Genomic DNA, 15,107 nt, shown 5'->3' on the forward strand with positions numbered 1-15,107 from the left:
CCCGCAGTTATGAGTGACACGATGACCGATGAAACCAAATCCATTCGCCAGATGTGCGATGAATTCGGCGTAACGCCGCGTACGTTGCGCTTTTATGAGGCGAAAGAACTGTTGTTTCCGATCCGCGAGGGTCAGAAACGTCTATTCACCAAACGTGACCAAGCGCGCCTGAAACTGATCCTGCGTGGCAAACGCTTTGGTTTTAGCCTTGAGGAAATTCGGCAACTTTTGAACTTGTACCACATGGGCGATCAGCAACTGACACAGCTGACACGGACCTATGACATTGCCTGTGAGCGCCTGGCCGACATGGAGCGTCAGCGCGATGAGCTGACCGAAGCCATTGACGATCTAAAAGAACAGCTGCGTTGGGGGGACCGTGTGATCGCCTCAATGAGCGCCAAACAAGAAGCCGCGGAATAGACCCCGGCCCGTTTTTCCATCTTTTCCGTTTTTGGGAAGGATGATCCAGACAGACACCGCAGAACCACAGCGAGGACCGCGATGCCCAGTTATACCGCCCCGATCAAAGACACCCAGTTCATTCTGCACAATGTTCTAAAGATCTCTCAATCCGGCATCCCCGGCTACGACGAGCTGGATGCCGATTTCACCAACGCCGTTCTGGAAGAGGCCGGCAAGATCTCTAGCGAAGTGCTGCACCCGCTGAACACCGTAGGTGACATCGAGGGCTGCCGTCTTGAGAATGGCGTGGTCTACACCCCCACAGGGTTCAAGGCCGCGTTTGAGCAAGTGAAGGAGGGCGGCTGGACCGGTCTGGACATGCCAGAGCAGTATGGCGGTCAGAACATGCCCTACGTGATGGGCACCGCCGTGGGCGAGATGTTCTCTGCCGCGAACCAGGCCTTCACCATGTATCAGGGCCTGACCCATGGTGCCGCCTCCGCTATCCTCGCACATGGCACCGACGCGCAGAAGGACACCTATCTGCCCAAGATGGTGTCCTGCGAGTGGACCGGCACCATGAACCTGACCGAACCGCATTGCGGCACCGATCTGGGTCTGATGCGCACCAAGGCCGAGCCACAGGACGACGGCAGCTATAAAATCACCGGTCAGAAGATCTTCATCTCCTCCGGTGATCACGACATGGCCGACAACATCATCCATCTGGTGCTGGCCAAGATCCCCGGCGGCCCCGACGGCATCAAAGGCGTATCGCTTTTCATCGTGCCGAAATTCATCGTGAAGGACGGCGGCTCGCTCGGCGACCGTAACGGCGTGTCGGTTGGCAAGATCGAAGAGAAAATGGGCATCCACGGCAACTCAACCTGTGTGATGAACTATGACAGCGCCACCGGTTACCTGCTCGGCACTGAGCATAAAGGCATGCGCGCCATGTTCACCATGATGAACGAGGCCCGCCTCGGCGTAGGCATGCAGGGTCTGGCCCAGGCCGAGGCCGCTTATCAGAACGCCTTGGAATACGCCAAGGACCGTCTTCAGGGGCGCGATGTCACCGGCGTGAAGAACCCGGATGGCCCGGCAGACCCGCTGATTGTTCACCCGGACATTCGCCGCAATCTGATGGATCAGAAAAGCTTTGCAGAAGGCGCGCGCGCCTTTATCCTCTGGGGGGCCAAGATGATCGACCAGGCGCACCGCGCCGAGGACAAGGACGCAGATGGGCTGATCTCACTGCTCACCCCCGTGATCAAGGGGTTCCTCACCGATCAGGGCTACGACATGACCGTTCAAGCCCAGCAGATCTATGGTGGCCACGGCTACATCGAAGAATGGGGTATGTCCCAGTACACCCGCGACGCACGGATCGCGATGATCTATGAGGGCGCCAACGGCGTTCAGGCTCTGGATCTGGTTGGCCGTAAGCTGGCGCAGGACGGCGGCAAGCACGTCATGGCGTTCTTCGAGATGGTCAAGAATTTCTGCAAAGAAAACGGCGACATCTCCGAAGGTTACAGCAAAGAGTTCATTGAGCCTCTGAAAGCTGCGTCGAAGGACTTGCAGGCCGCAGGCATGTATTTCATGCAAAACGGCATGACCAACCCGAACAACGCGCTCTCCGGCTCTTATGACTTCATGCATATGTTCGGCCATGTTTGCCTCGGCCTGATGTGGGCCGAGATGGCAAAAGCTGCACAGGCTGAGCTTGACGCCGGGTCTTCTGACGCCGCGTTCTACGAGACAAAAATCGCGACCGGGCGCTATTACATGGCACGCCAACTGCCTGCGACTGCATTGCATCTCAGCCGTATCCAGACCGGTGGCGACACCGTTATGGCGCTGGCCGCAGACCAGTTCTGAGCCGCGATTTACGCAGATCGGAGCCCCATCCTCATAGGGGCTCCGACATCCGCCCCGTCATCTGACACCGGGGCAGATATAACAGACTGGCGCTCCGGAGGTCTTCCGGGAAGCCGCAATCGGAGGAGAGACCATGCCCAAACGCTTTCGCCTCACACGCCGCCTGCCGGTCGCCATGACCGAAGACGGCTACCGCCGGTTGCGAAAATTCTCTCAGGAGGCCGGCCTCGACGAAGGCGAAGCCCTGTCTTTTCTGTTTGAGAATTTCGACAGCGTGACAGACAGCGACAACCTCACCCACCGGCTGCGGCTCTTCAATGCCGAGCTTGAGGACCGCAAACGATAGGTGGGCACGCGCCACCAGCAGACAACAGATGCCACAAGGCACGATATAGACACCAAGGGGAGCCCCATGAGCGCAGAGCAACACTCCAGCTGGATGACCGACGAACACCAGATGCTGGCCGATATGACAGCGCAGTTCATCACCCGTGAATGGGCGCCGAAATTCGAGGCCTGGCGCAAGCAAGGCATGATGGATCGCTCCACCTGGAATGAAGCTGGCGCGCTTGGCCTGCTCTGCCCCTCCGTACCAGAAGAATACGGCGGCGTCGGTGGTGATTTCGGCCATGAAGCCGCAATCCTGATCGAAGGCAGCCGCGCCAATCTAGCCAGCTGGGGACACGGAATCCACTCGGGCATCGTCGCGCATTATGTGCTGGCCTATGGCACCGAAGAGCAAAAACAGCGCTGGCTTCCCAAAATGATCACCGGCGAGCTGGTCGGCGCTTTGGCGATGACCGAACCCTCCACCGGTTCGGATGTTCAGCGCATCAAGACAAAGGCTGTCAAAGACGGCAACGCCTATCGGCTGAGCGGTCAGAAAACCTTCATTACCAATGGCCAGCACGCCAATCTGATCCTGGTCGCCGCCAAGACCGATCCCTCGCAAGGCTCCAAGGGTATCTCCCTGGTGGCTGTCGAAACCGATGGCGCCGATGGGTTCAGCCGTGGTCGCAACCTCGATAAAATCGGCCTGCATGCCGCGGACACATCAGAACTGTTCTTCGACAATGTGGAAATCGCACCTGAGAATATTCTGGGCGGTACTGAGGGCCAGGGTTTCTATCAGATGATGCAACAGCTGCCCCAGGAACGGCTGATCATTGCCTGTGGCGCGGTCGGCGCCATGGAAGGTGCAGTTGAACGCACCATCACCTATTGCAAGGAACGTGAAGCCTTCGGCGGCCCGCTCACCCAGTTTCAGAACACCCGCTTCAAACTTGTGGAATGCCAGACCAAAACCAAGGTCGCCCGCGCGTTTCTCGACGAATGTATGGTAGAACATCTCCAGGGTAAGCTGACGGTCGAGAAGGCCGCGATGGCGAAATACTGGATCACGGACACACAGGGCGATGTGCTTGATGAATGCGTCCAGCTGCATGGCGGCTATGGCTTCATGCAGGAATATGCCGTGGCAGAAATGTGGACAGATGCCCGCGTCCAGCGGATCTATGGCGGCACCAATGAAATCATGAAGGAACTGATTGCGAGGTCTTTGTGACACTGCGAACGGCAGGCGATACTGCGAGCGCCGGATGCCTCCGGCGGGAGTATTTGGGGAAAGGTGACAGGATGAGACGCGCCTCCCCCCGAGCTCTCCGCCTAATGGGTCGGCGCGCCGTCACCTTTCACGAGCATCGGCTCTCCAGCCTGTCCCGCACCGCCATCGTCGCGTCACCACTGTTAATGCGGAGTGAACACTTCGTCATCTTTCCACAAATACTCCACGGGGGTATGGGGGTGTGAAACCCCCACGCGCTCCGGCAACAGGAAGGACATGTCATGAGCATCAAACTCTACTGTTTCGGCGAAAGCGGCCACTCCTACAAGGCAGCACTGGCGCTTGAACTGGGCGGGACCGCCTGGGAGCCGGTCTTTGTCGATTTCTTCAGCGGCACCACACGCGGCGAAGCCTTTCGCAGCGATGTAAACGAGATGGGAGAATGCCCGGTTCTGGTCGACGGAGATCTGACGCTCAGCCAGTCTGGTGTGATCCAGCAGTATCTGTCAGATACCTATGGCAAATTCGGCGGCAAGACACAGGAAGAGGCGCGCGAGATATTGCGCTGGCAGCTGTGGGACAATCACAAACTGTCCTCCAACGCTGGTCTCTGCCGCTTCCTGATGAATTTCCTGCCTGAAGACAAACGCCCGCAAGAGGTCATTGCCTTCCTGCAAGGTCGACTGAAGGCGGCTTATGCCATTCTGGATCAACACCTTGAGGGCCGCGACTGGATTGTTGGCGATGACGTCACCAACGCCGATCTGACCTGCTGCTCTTATCTCTATTACCCTGAACCCTTCGGCTTCGTGCGAGCTGAATGGCCTAATATCGACGCGTGGCTCTCACGGTTGAGCGCGCAACCGGGCTGGAAAGCCCCCTACGATCTAATGCCCGGCAACCCGTCGGACCGAGCCTGAGGAGACTGATATGACCGAAGCCTATATCTATGACGCTGTGCGCACCCCGCGCGGCAAGGGTCGCAAGGATGGGTCCTTGCATGAAGTGACAGCCGCGCGACTGTCGGCAGTGGCTCTCAACGCTCTGAAAGACCGAAACAATCTGGAAGGCCACGCAGTTGAGGACGTGATCTGGGGCAATGTCACCCAGGTCGGTGAACAGGGCGCCTGCCTGGCGCGGACCGCTGTTCTGGCCTCTGACTTGGATGAATCCATCCCAGGTGTCTCCATCAACCGTTTCTGCGCCTCGGGTCTGGAAGCTGTCAACATGGCTGCCAACCAGGTGCGTGGCCGCGCCGGTCACGCCTATATCGCGGGCGGTGTGGAATCTATGAGCCGCGTTCCCATGGGCATGGACGGTGGTGCCATCGCGGTTGATCCCGCCATCGCCATCGAGAACTATTTTGTCCCGCAGGGCATCTCCGCCGATATCATCGCGACTGAATACGGATTCTCGCGCGACGATGCCGACGCCATGGCAATGGAATCTCAGCGCCGGGCCAAGGCGGCATGGGACGACAACCGCTTTGCAGGCAGCATCGTACCCGTGCGCGACATCAACGGCCTGACCATTCTGGACCACGATGAGTACATGCGCCCCGGCACCGATATGCAATCGCTGGGCGGTCTGAACCCCGCGTTTCAAATGATGGGCGAGCAGATGCCCGGCTTCGACAAGATCGCGATGCTGAAATATCCGCATCTGGAGCGGATCAATCACATTCACCACGCAGGCAACTCTTCCGGTATCGTGGATGGCGCCGCTGCCGTACTGATCGGCGACAAAGAGTTTGGCGAGGCGATGGGTCTGAAGCCGCGGGCACGGATCAAAGCTACGGCCAAAATCGGTACCGACCCCACGATCATGCTGACCGGCCCTGTGCCTGTTACAGAAAAGATCCTGCGCGACAACGGCATGGCAATTGGCGACATCGACCTGTTTGAGGTCAATGAAGCCTTCGCCAGTGTTGTGATGCGGTTCGAGCAGGCCTTTGGCGTGGACCATGACAAGGTGAACGTCAACGGTGGGTCTATTGCGATGGGTCACCCGCTGGGTGCCACCGGCGCCATGATCCTCGGCGCACTGTTGGATGAGCTAGAGCGCAGCGACCGTGAAACCGGTCTGGCAACGCTCTGCATCGGGTCCGGCATGGGCGCGGCCACCATCATTGAACGCGTGTAACCCAGGCGGCAGGAGAAGAAGATATGTCTGATTTCACAATGAAGAAAGACGCCGACGGCGTCGCCATCATCACCTGGGACTGCCCCGGAAAAACCATGAACGTGCTGAACGGCCAGGCGATGATCGACCTTGACGGTCTGGTCGATGACGCGCTTGCTGACGACGCGGTCAAAGGCATCGTGATCACCTCTGGCAAGAAAGACTTTGCCGGTGGCATGGATCTGAACGTGCTCGCCAAGATGAAAGAGGATGCCGGTGACGAACCCGCGCGTGGTCTTTTTGAAGGCATCATGAAAATGCACGAAGGTCTGCGCAAGATCGAGCGTGCTGGCATGGACGCCAAGACCAACAAGGGTGGCAAACCGGTGGCAGCAGCCCTGCCCGGCACCGCTGTTGGCATCGGTCTGGAACTGCCGCTGTCCACGCATCGTATCTTTGCCGCAGACAACCCCAAGGCCAAAATCGGCCTGCCGGAGATCATGGTTGGCATCTTCCCCGGTGCAGGCGGCACCACCCGTCTGGTGCGCAAGATGGGCGCCATGGCGGCGGCCCCCTTCCTGCTGGAAGGCAAACTGGTCGACCCCAAGAAAGCCAAAGTTGCTGGCATCATCGACGAGGTTGTCGAAGACCCGCTGGCCGCAGCACGCGCCTGGGTTCTGGAGGCAAAAGACGCCGATATCGTTAAGCCCTGGGACGCCAAGGGTTACAAAATGCCTGGTGGCGCGCCCTATCATCCTGCGGGCTTCATGACCTTCCTTGGTGCGGCAGCCATGGTGCATGGCAAAACATTTGGCGCCTTCCCGGCAGCCAAGGCGCTGCTGAGTGCCGTCTATGAAGGCGCGCTCGTGCCCTTCGACACCGCGCTGAAGATTGAGGCGCGCTGGTTCACCCATGTGCTGATGAACCCTTCGTCCGAGGCAATGATCCGCTCGCTCTTCCTCAACAAGGAAGCGCTGGAAAAAGGCGCAGTGCGTCCTGCGGGTATTGAGGATCAGTCGGTCAAGAAGATCGGCGTTCTGGGCGCTGGCATGATGGGGGCTGGCATCGCACTGGTCTCCGCTCAGGCCGGGATGGAGGTTGTGCTGATCGACCGTGATCAGGCTGCCGCCGACAAGGGTAAGGCCTATACCGAAAGCTATCTCGACAAGGGCATCAAACGCGGCAAAGTCACCGCCGACAAAAAAGAGGCGATGCTGTCACGCATCACCGCAACCCCTGATCTGGACCACCTCAAGGGCTGCGATCTGATCATTGAGGCAGTGTTCGAAGATCCAGGTGTCAAAGCCGAGATGACCAAGAAGGTCGAGGCGATCATCCCCGAGGATTGTATCTTTGCCTCCAACACCTCGACCCTGCCGATCACTGATCTGGCAGAGGCCTCGGTGCGCCCGGAGCAGTTCATCGGCATTCACTTCTTCTCGCCGGTGGAAAAAATGTTCCTGGTGGAGATCATCAAGGGCGAGAAAACCGGGGATCGCGCGGTGGCCAAGGCTCTGGATTATGTGCGCCAGATCCGCAAGACCCCGATCGTGGTCAATGATGCCCGGTTCTTCTACTGCAACCGCTGCATCATCCCCTACGTGAACGAAGGCGCACGCATGATCACCGAGGGCGTTGCCCCCGCGCTGATCGACAATGCCGCGCGTCAGCTGGGCTTCCCTGTGGGTCCGATCCAATTGACCGATGAGACCTCGATTGATCTGGGTGCCAAGATCGCTCGTGCCACCAAGGCGGCGATGGGCGATGCCTATCCCGAAAGCGCTGCGGATGATCTGATTTTCTGGATGGAAGAACAGGGCCGTCTGGGACGCAAGTCCAACGCTGGTTTCTTCGACTATGACGACAAGGGCAAGCGTCAGGGTTATTGGAAGGGCATGCAGGAGAAATACCCGCTGGCCGACGAACAGCCTGATCTGATTGAGGTGCAGGAACGCCTGATGTTCGCACAGGTTCTGGAAGCCGTACGGGCGCTGGAAGAAGGTGTTCTGATGGACATCCGCGAAGGGGACGTTGGTGCCATTCTGGCCTGGGGCTTTGCGCCCTGGTCCGGTGGCCCGCTGAGCTGGCTCGACATCATCGGCACGCCTTATGCGGCCGAGCGTTGTGATCAGCTGACCGCAAAATACGGCGAACGCTTCACCTGCCCGCCGCTGCTGCGGGAGATGGCGGAGAAAGGCCAGACCTTCTACGGTCGCTTTAGCCCGGAGGCCAGCAAGGCCGCCTGATCAGCACGATAAACTGATATCGAAACATCGGAAAAGCGGTGCTCTCGGGCGCCGCTTTTTCATGTGATCCTCGCCTTAGAAGCGTCTGACAAAATGAAAAAAGCCGCCTCCAGATCGGATGACGACTTCCCACTCAATCAGCTGATTTCCGAGACTTAGACCATCACGACAAATTCCGCAGCGCCATGACCACCCGGCCCCATCGGCAGGGTATTGGCCCAGACGCTTTCTTCAGTGATCATATCGATCACCAGTTCACGGGCCGTATCGGGCTGCAGCACGCGATAGAGATCTGGCTGCGCGCTTGTATCGAATGACAACAGATCACGCGGTGAGACACTGAACCCCAGCAAGCCGGCTTCCAGATAGATGACTTCATCCTGTGCAAAGCGCGGTACAACGATCTCCAGCCGCGTCTCTGGTTCTGCCCGACGGATGCCACGATAGCCTTCCAGCGCGCAGGCTGGCACCACCACAAACGGATCGCCCTGCCCGTCACAGGCCAGATCGCTTTCGATCAGAATCCCCTGGTTCGGCATCACCCAAAGCGGCGCACGGTTGTTCAGCGCATCCTGCGGAATATAAACCGGACATGTCAGCGGATTGGGGGCACCGCTGGTCAGCAATAGCGTTTCGCGGTGTATATCAACAATGGGCTGCATCCCATGGTCGAAAGTGAGGGCCATATCGCCCACGGCCAGCGCCTCAATCGGGCGCCAACCAAGATGTGAGGCCACATGTGTGCCTGACAGGATCCCGCCCTGTCCGGCTGCGACCAACGGGTACTCTGTTGCCAGAGCCTCGGCCATCGGAGAGAGCTTGCGTTTCAGCAGCCAATCCAGCATCGGTTTTCCCTTTCACCAAGGCAGCCATACGTTCTGCATGACCCGTCACGTTACCCGTCCAACAGGCGACAAGAGCCGACCTGCGGGAGAGCTGTTCACGATATCGGATCGAAGCTGCGCCGTTTTGGCTGAGGCTTCGAAAACCCCGTGATTCCATCTCTCGACTACTGGTCTATCGGTGAATCGTTAAAAGAGTATTCAAACTGGGCAAGATCCTCTGCGCAGGCCTCTGCTACGGCCCTGCGCGCCGCATCCGTATAGGCCGCCTGCCAGCCGCGCGGGCGATCAGAGGCATTGGCCACGGGCAGATGCAGCTCGAACCCGAGATGCTCAAACAGTGGTGCGGCGTCCTTCGCGAAATGCTCAAGCCGGATATAGCAGGCGCATTGCTCCATCCCGTCTGCGCGCCGCATATAGGCGCGCGCCGGATTGGAGCGAAACGCCGCCAGAATTTCGGGATGACAGGCAAAATCGGCAAAACCCAGCGCCTTTGCCAGCGGTACCGAGGGGTGATTGAAGCTCTGCTCGCGCAGCCAATGATAGAGGCTCAGCACCCGATCAAACGGGTTCCGCACCAGTGTAAAGGCAAAGAGACCGCACAGCTGCGCCTCGGGCACCAGACCGTCGATATCGGCGAGAGTTGAATGTTTCCACAATCGGCCCCGGGTTTTAACGCCCCTGAGACGTCGCCGCCGCTTGCTGGCCTTGGGCGTATCACCGAGCATCAAATCATCCGCCATGGCCCGCGCCTCCAGCGCCAGAGACAACGCGGTGCCTCCGGTCTTCGGGATATGCACAAAGACGTAGGAACGGCCGGGTGACAGGATCATGATGCCAAGCTAAGCGGTTTGATCCCCGAAGAAAACCCGGGCTGATGCGTCGCCGCAGCACGGCCCCCTGCTACCATTGGAAAACAAAAATGCCTTACACCTTCCCTTGGTTGCAACTATGCGCAATATCTTGGACCAAAGACGCATGAATCATCTTGGGAGGTGGCTGGAATGGGCTGGATGTCGGACGAGTCAGGACTGGAGAAGACAGCCGCCAATTATGTGCCGCTGACACCGTTGTCACATTTGCGCCGCGCCGCACATGTGTTTGCCGATGTACCTGCCGTGGTCTACGGCAATCATCGCAAGACATACGCGGCCTACTACGACCGCTGCACACGGCTGGCCTCGGCTCTGGCCGGGATGGGTGTCCGCCCCGGCGAAGTCGTCGCCACGCTGATCCCCAATCTGCCAGCTCAGGCCGAGGCGCATTTCGGGGTGCCCGCCTGTGGCGCTGTGCTGAATACCATCAACACACGTCTGGATGTCAGCACGGTCGCCTATATCTTTGATCACGGCGAGGCGAAGGTGGTGCTGGTCGACAGTCAGTTCCTCACCCTCGCCGAGGAGGCAAAGGCCGCCTGTGATGGTCTCGGACCGCTGATCATCGAGGTGCCGGATGATCAGGCCAGCTACCCTGCATCAGGCCGCCATCCGATCTATGAGGATATTCTCGCCGCTGCTGCCCATGATTTCGACTGGATCATGCCGCAGGACGAATGGGAAAGCCTTGCGCTCAACTACACCTCCGGCACCACGGGTCGGCCCAAGGGGGTGGTCTATCACCATCGCGGCGCCTATCTGATGACGATGGGCACGGTGATTTCCTGGCGCATGGTGATGCAGCCGAAATACCTTGCGATTGTTCCACTGTTTCATTGCAACGGCTGGAACCACACCTGGATGATGCCCGTTCTGGGTGGCACGCTGATCTGCTGTCGCGACATTACGGCACCGGCGATCTATGACGCTATTGCCGACGAAGGCGCGACCCATTTCGGCGGCGCCCCCATCGTGCTCAATATGCTGGTGAACGCGCCAGACGGCGACCGCCGCAGCTTTGATCATACGGTTGAGGTTTTTACCGCAGGCGCCCCGCCCGCACCCGCAACACTGGAGAAGATCGAAGCGCTCGGCTTTCATGTCACGCAGGTCTATGGGCTGACGGAAACCTACGGCCATGTCACCGAATGCCTGTGGAAAGGCGACAGCTGGGATACGCTGGACCAGCAGGGACGCGCCGCAATCAAGGCCCGTCAGGGCGTCGCCTTTCCCATGATGGATCATATCACGGTGATGCGCGATGACATGCAGCAGATCGCGATGAACGGCCAGGATCAGGGCGAGATCGTCATGCGCGGCAACTCGGTGATGAAAGGCTATCTGAAGAACCCCGATGCCACGGCAGAGGCATTTCAGGGAGGCTATTTCCACTCTGGCGATATCGCTGTGCAGCACCCGGATGGCTACATCCAGATCGCGGATCGCGCGAAGGATATCATCATTTCCGGCGGCGAGAATATCTCCTCGGTTGAGGTGGAGGGCGTGTTGATGGGCCACCCGGATGTGAACCTTGCAGCCGTGGTCGCCAAACCCGACGACAAATGGGGTGAGGTGCCCTGCGCCTTTGTCGAACTGAAGCCCGGTGCAACCGTGGACCCCGCCGATCTGATCCGCTTTGCTCGCGAAACGCTTGCGGGTTTCAAGGCCCCAAAACAGGTGGTTTTTCAGGAGCTTCCGAAAACCTCGACCGGGAAAATCCAGAAATTCGAACTGCGTCAGCAGGCCAAGGCACTCTAACATGGGTTCATAAGGCACGAGCGGGCGGAACTGTCGCAAAGTCAATTGCTGACGCCCGGATCGCCGTGCTATTTGATCTGTGAACAATTAACGGTAAAGGTGCATCGTTTTTCATGACGGCATTGCGGGAATATCAACGGCTTGAGGCTGCTGCCCTGTGGCGGGCCGCCCCGGATGCGCAGCGGCGCGATGTCATCGTTTCGGTCGGGGACGCAACCCTGACCATCGCCGATATGAATGACCGCCCGTTGGCGCATTGGTCCCTTGCAGCACTCGAACGGCAGAATCCCGGCAGTTTCCCGGCCCTCTTTCACCCCTACGGAGATCACGGCGAGACGCTGGAGATTGCCGAAGATGAAACGGCCATGCTGGATGCGATCAACCGGTTGCAATCCGCCCTCACCCGCGCGCGGGCCCGCCCGGGCCGCCTGCGCGCTGTTACGCTGCTCTCGACACTAGCCGTTGCCGCCGGGCTTGCCGTATTCTGGCTGCCCAATGCGCTGCTGTCCCATACGGTCGACGTGGTGCCGGATATCAAGCGCAAGGCGCTGGGGCAGGCCTTGCTCGGCCGGATTGAGCGGGTGTCGGGTCAGGCCTGCAGCACGCTGGAGACCGCGCCCATTCTGGACCGGCTGGCGGAACGGCTGGATGTACGCCAGCTGGTCATCCTGCGCAGCGGTGTGGCAAGCAGCCTCTATCTGCCCGGCGGTATCGTCCTGCTGAACCGTGATCTGGTCGAGGATCACGAAGATCCGGCTGTCGCAGCTGGCGCCGTTCTGGTCGAACGCGCCCGCGCTGTGGAACAGGATCCGCTGGCTGAACTGCTGGCCGCCGGGGGCATCCGGGCGACCTTCAGGATGCTGACAACCGGTGAGCTGACCCGCGCGACCTTGGACCGCTACGCTGAAACCGTCATCAGCGCGCCGCGCCCGACCCCGGATGAGACCACAACGCTCGCGGAGTTCGCGCGCGCAGCGGTGCCCTCCAGCCCCTACGCCTATGCGCAGGACATCACCGGTGAAACCGTGCTTGGCCTGATTGAGGCCGACCCGATGGCCGGGCGCGAGCTACAGCCGGTGCTGAATGATCGTGACTGGGTTCAATTGCAGAGCATCTGCGGCTGAACCGGCCCAAGTTGCTCTCAGGTGGATCCTGAGACGTCGCAAACCACGCGCCCTCAGCATGCCGTGTACCAGCCTGCTGATCTGCTACCTACTTGCTCAACCGCGCCCCGGCAAAGCCTGCTGCGCGCACTTTGGACAGGGCCGACTGTGCAGCCTGCCCACCGGCAAATGGCCCGGCCAGCACAACCTGCAAGGTTTGTCCCTGCCTGTTGACCCGTCCCAGACGCACTGGCAGTCCCTTCTGGCGCAGCCGCTGCGCAACCGCTTCCGCCTTTGCCACATCCGCAAGGGTCGCGGCCCGCACATAGCGTGAGGGCGCAACAGGCGCAGACAAGGCCGCCGTGGCCTCTCGGCGCGGGGCGGTTTCCGCCAACGGTTGCGAGCGCGTAGACAGACGGGTCACGAGGACATCATCCTGCGCGACGTCCGCTGCCGCATCAGCCCGCTGTCTCGTTGAGAGGGTCACAACAGGCCGGTCTACCGGGCGACGGATCCCCTCACGCGGGACGGTGCGTGTCCAGATTGCGGTTCCCTGCGGCCCCCGGTTCGGATTGTAACGATCCTGATGGGAAACCCGCACGTACCCTGCTGGCACACCGCCATTGGCACGCGCCAGGACGCCGCCGAGTGACATTTCGGCCCGGCGCGGGTTAAGGCGATCATCGCCCCAGGCCCGACGGTAACCCTCGGGCACCATCAACCCACGGCTCAGCGCGCGCTCCTGATAGACATGCTTCGGAACCACGCGGGTGTTAGGGTCCAGAACCGATGACAAGCGGTTGCTGTCCCCTTGCGGTCCGCAGCGCACGTCACCGGTCTGATTGATATATTGCTGGCTCAGCGCCGAGGCGCCGGAACAGCGACCATAGCCCTGACTGATGATTGTGGGCGCGACGGTTGGGGGACGATAGGCGTCATCCAGCACCGGGCGCTGTCGTGGCAGACGGCCAGTAGAGGCCACAGTCCGTACAGGCTTGGCCTGCCGAACGGCGCTGCGCTGCGGCTTTGTGATCGTGACACTGCGCGGCGCAGTGGATGCTGCAACCGGGGCAACGCTCTCCTCTGCGACGGTGACCTCAGCGCCATTCGCGCGTTGGTCCGCTGGTAAAGTGATCAACTCAGGTGCCGGTGCGGAGGTTGCTCTCGGGGCGCTTGGCGCTGCAGCCACTTGTGTCGGTTCAAAACCACACAGCTGCTTGCGGCTTCGGGTCACGCGCGGCACCCAGGTGACATTGCCATCGATTCCCGCCCGGATGAAAACACACCCGCGACTGTCGACATATTGCTTGCCCTCAAAGGAGGCCGGCGGAAACTCTGCCGGGGCTTCGGTGGTGCGGGCTGACTGCGCCTGCGCCCCGCCAAAGCTGGCCGCCGCGATCAAGGCACTTGCAATAATTCTAGTAAGCGTCATCCGAAAGCCCCACAATATATGGCGGCAGGATGCCTGAAAAGCGAATCTGAGTAAAGCAGGGTTTCCGCAAATTAGCGAAAGTTCCCAGAGACATCAGCCTGCCCGATGCGCCTCAGATCAGGCAGGCAATCTCCCACGACACAACAGGGGCGCCCGCTATCCGACGCCCCTGTTTTTACATGCAGCACATGCCGAACGGACAAATGGTCACTTGGTCCCGAACATCCGGTCGCCCGCGTCACCAAGGCCTGGCAGGATATACCCCTTCTCGTTCAGCTGCCGGTCGAGAGAAGCCGTCACGATCGGCACATCCGGATGCTTCTCCTTCATCAGCTCCACCCCTTCCGGCGAGGCCAGCAGGCACAGGAAACGAATATCATTGGCACCGGCTTCTTTCAGCAGATCAATCGCCGCCGCAGAGCTGTTGCCAGTGGCCAGCATCGGGTCAACCGCGATCACCAGACGATCCTTCAGCCCCTCCGGCGCTTTGAAGTAATATTGAACCGGCTGCAGCGTTTCCTCATCCCGGTAGAGACCGACAAAACCGACCCGCGCCGAGGGGATCAGCTCCAGAACGCCATCCAGCATCCCGTTGCCCGCCCGCAGGATCGACACCAGCGCCAGTTTCTTACCCGCAAGGATCGGCGCTTCCATTTCCTCCATCGGCGTATCGATGGTGGTGGTGGTCAGCGGCATCTCGCGGGTGATCTCATAGGCCAGCAGCTGGGTGATCTCGCGCAGCAGGCGACGGAACCCGGCGGTTGAGGTGCCCTTGTCGCGCATCAGGGTCAGCTTGTGCTGCACCAGCGGGTGATCGACAACGGTCAGATGATCGGACATTGGGCACTCCTTTCAGGAAAATTCAAACTCTCTTAGTCCT

13 protein-coding genes are annotated in these 15,107 nt (G+C 60.0%); 9 read left to right on the top strand and 4 right to left on the bottom strand.

Annotated features, from left to right (window positions below):
* Window positions 1-21 precede the first annotated feature (21 nt).
* From INHI_RS0109800 to INHI_RS0109830, 7 genes are all read left to right on the top strand, one after another.
* The gene (locus INHI_RS0109800; protein ID WP_014879722.1) at window positions 22-423 is read left to right on the top strand and encodes a MerR family transcriptional regulator; all 402 of its coding nucleotides are present in this window, start codon (window positions 22-24) and stop codon (window positions 421-423) included.
* A gap of 81 nt (window positions 424-504) precedes the next feature.
* Window positions 505-2,286 (top strand): acyl-CoA dehydrogenase C-terminal domain-containing protein, encoded by a 1,782-nt coding sequence (locus INHI_RS0109805; protein WP_014879721.1) that lies wholly within the window; start codon window positions 505-507, stop codon window positions 2,284-2,286.
* Window positions 2,287-2,419: 133 nt separating this feature from the next.
* Window positions 2,420-2,632: a hypothetical protein gene (locus tag INHI_RS0109810; protein WP_014874334.1), complete on the top strand. Its 213-nt coding sequence runs from the start codon at window positions 2,420-2,422 to the stop codon at window positions 2,630-2,632.
* A gap of 66 nt (window positions 2,633-2,698) precedes the next feature.
* A complete protein-coding gene (locus tag INHI_RS0109815) occupies window positions 2,699-3,850 on the top strand; it encodes an acyl-CoA dehydrogenase family protein (RefSeq protein ID WP_027247537.1) in 1,152 nt (383 codons plus the stop codon).
* Window positions 3,851-4,131: 281 nt separating this feature from the next.
* Complete coding sequence (locus tag INHI_RS0109820) at window positions 4,132-4,770, top strand: glutathione S-transferase family protein (protein WP_027247538.1); 639 nt, start codon at window positions 4,132-4,134, stop codon at window positions 4,768-4,770.
* 10 nt (window positions 4,771-4,780) lie between these two features.
* Window positions 4,781-5,992 carry an acetyl-CoA C-acetyltransferase gene (locus INHI_RS0109825; protein WP_014879718.1) on the top strand — a complete coding sequence of 404 codons (1,212 nt, stop codon included), beginning with the start codon at window positions 4,781-4,783 and terminating at the stop codon, window positions 5,990-5,992.
* A gap of 23 nt (window positions 5,993-6,015) precedes the next feature.
* On the top strand, window positions 6,016-8,217 hold the full coding sequence (locus INHI_RS0109830) for a 3-hydroxyacyl-CoA dehydrogenase NAD-binding domain-containing protein (RefSeq protein ID WP_027247539.1): 2,202 nt from the start codon (window positions 6,016-6,018) through the stop codon (window positions 8,215-8,217).
* 155 nt (window positions 8,218-8,372) lie between these two features.
* Here INHI_RS0109830 and INHI_RS0109835 read toward each other — a convergent pair whose 3' ends face one another.
* Window positions 8,373-9,062 carry a Hint domain-containing protein gene (locus tag INHI_RS0109835; RefSeq protein ID WP_027247540.1) on the bottom strand — a complete coding sequence of 230 codons (690 nt, stop codon included), beginning with the start codon at window positions 9,060-9,062 and terminating at the stop codon, window positions 8,373-8,375.
* Between the two features lie 164 nt (window positions 9,063-9,226).
* Window positions 9,227-9,892 (bottom strand): sulfotransferase family 2 domain-containing protein, encoded by a 666-nt coding sequence (locus INHI_RS0109840; RefSeq protein ID WP_027247541.1) that lies wholly within the window; start codon window positions 9,890-9,892, stop codon window positions 9,227-9,229.
* Between the two features lie 171 nt (window positions 9,893-10,063).
* On the opposite strand from INHI_RS0109840, the gene INHI_RS0109845 reads away from it, so the two are divergent.
* Both INHI_RS0109845 and INHI_RS0109850 read left to right on the top strand, forming a co-directional pair.
* Window positions 10,064-11,692: an AMP-binding protein gene (locus INHI_RS0109845; RefSeq protein ID WP_027247542.1), complete on the top strand. Its 1,629-nt coding sequence runs from the start codon at window positions 10,064-10,066 to the stop codon at window positions 11,690-11,692.
* A gap of 113 nt (window positions 11,693-11,805) precedes the next feature.
* The gene (locus INHI_RS0109850; RefSeq protein WP_027247543.1) at window positions 11,806-12,816 is read left to right on the top strand and encodes a hypothetical protein; all 1,011 of its coding nucleotides are present in this window, start codon (window positions 11,806-11,808) and stop codon (window positions 12,814-12,816) included.
* A gap of 88 nt (window positions 12,817-12,904) precedes the next feature.
* Here the strand turns inward: INHI_RS0109850 and INHI_RS0109855 are convergent, their stop codons facing one another.
* The gene (locus tag INHI_RS0109855; RefSeq protein ID WP_027247544.1) at window positions 12,905-14,227 is read right to left on the bottom strand and encodes an SPOR domain-containing protein; all 1,323 of its coding nucleotides are present in this window, start codon (window positions 14,225-14,227) and stop codon (window positions 12,905-12,907) included.
* A 207-nt stretch (window positions 14,228-14,434) separates the two neighbouring features.
* Window positions 14,435-15,067, bottom strand: coding sequence for a uracil phosphoribosyltransferase (upp, locus tag INHI_RS0109860; RefSeq protein ID WP_014874324.1), 633 nt, complete (start codon window positions 15,065-15,067; stop codon window positions 14,435-14,437).
* Between the last annotated feature and the right edge of the window lie 40 nt (window positions 15,068-15,107).

The sequence above is a fragment of the Phaeobacter inhibens DSM 16374 genome (genome assembly GCF_000473105.1).
Lineage (GTDB): Bacteria > Pseudomonadota > Alphaproteobacteria > Rhodobacterales > Rhodobacteraceae > Phaeobacter > Phaeobacter inhibens.

Excerpts from the sequence above, each read along its gene's own strand:
- INHI_RS0109800 (WP_014879722.1), top strand. The coding sequence starts at position 22 with ATGACCGATGAAACCAAATCCATTCGCCAGATGTGCGATGAATTCGGC.
- INHI_RS0109805 (WP_014879721.1), top strand. The coding sequence starts at position 505 with ATGCCCAGTTATACCGCCCCGATCAAAGACACCCAGTTCATTCTGCAC.
- INHI_RS0109810 (WP_014874334.1), top strand. The coding sequence starts at position 2,420 with ATGCCCAAACGCTTTCGCCTCACACGCCGCCTGCCGGTCGCCATGACC.
- INHI_RS0109815 (WP_027247537.1), top strand. The coding sequence starts at position 2,699 with ATGAGCGCAGAGCAACACTCCAGCTGGATGACCGACGAACACCAGATG.
- INHI_RS0109820 (WP_027247538.1), top strand. The coding sequence starts at position 4,132 with ATGAGCATCAAACTCTACTGTTTCGGCGAAAGCGGCCACTCCTACAAG.
- INHI_RS0109825 (WP_014879718.1), top strand. The coding sequence starts at position 4,781 with ATGACCGAAGCCTATATCTATGACGCTGTGCGCACCCCGCGCGGCAAG.
- INHI_RS0109830 (WP_027247539.1), top strand. The coding sequence starts at position 6,016 with ATGTCTGATTTCACAATGAAGAAAGACGCCGACGGCGTCGCCATCATC.
- INHI_RS0109835 (WP_027247540.1), bottom strand. The coding sequence starts at position 9,062 with ATGCTGGATTGGCTGCTGAAACGCAAGCTCTCTCCGATGGCCGAGGCT.
- INHI_RS0109840 (WP_027247541.1), bottom strand. The coding sequence starts at position 9,892 with ATGATCCTGTCACCCGGCCGTTCCTACGTCTTTGTGCATATCCCGAAG.
- INHI_RS0109845 (WP_027247542.1), top strand. The coding sequence starts at position 10,064 with ATGGGCTGGATGTCGGACGAGTCAGGACTGGAGAAGACAGCCGCCAAT.
- INHI_RS0109850 (WP_027247543.1), top strand. The coding sequence starts at position 11,806 with ATGACGGCATTGCGGGAATATCAACGGCTTGAGGCTGCTGCCCTGTGG.
- INHI_RS0109855 (WP_027247544.1), bottom strand. The coding sequence starts at position 14,227 with ATGACGCTTACTAGAATTATTGCAAGTGCCTTGATCGCGGCGGCCAGC.
- upp (WP_014874324.1), bottom strand. The coding sequence starts at position 15,067 with ATGTCCGATCATCTGACCGTTGTCGATCACCCGCTGGTGCAGCACAAG.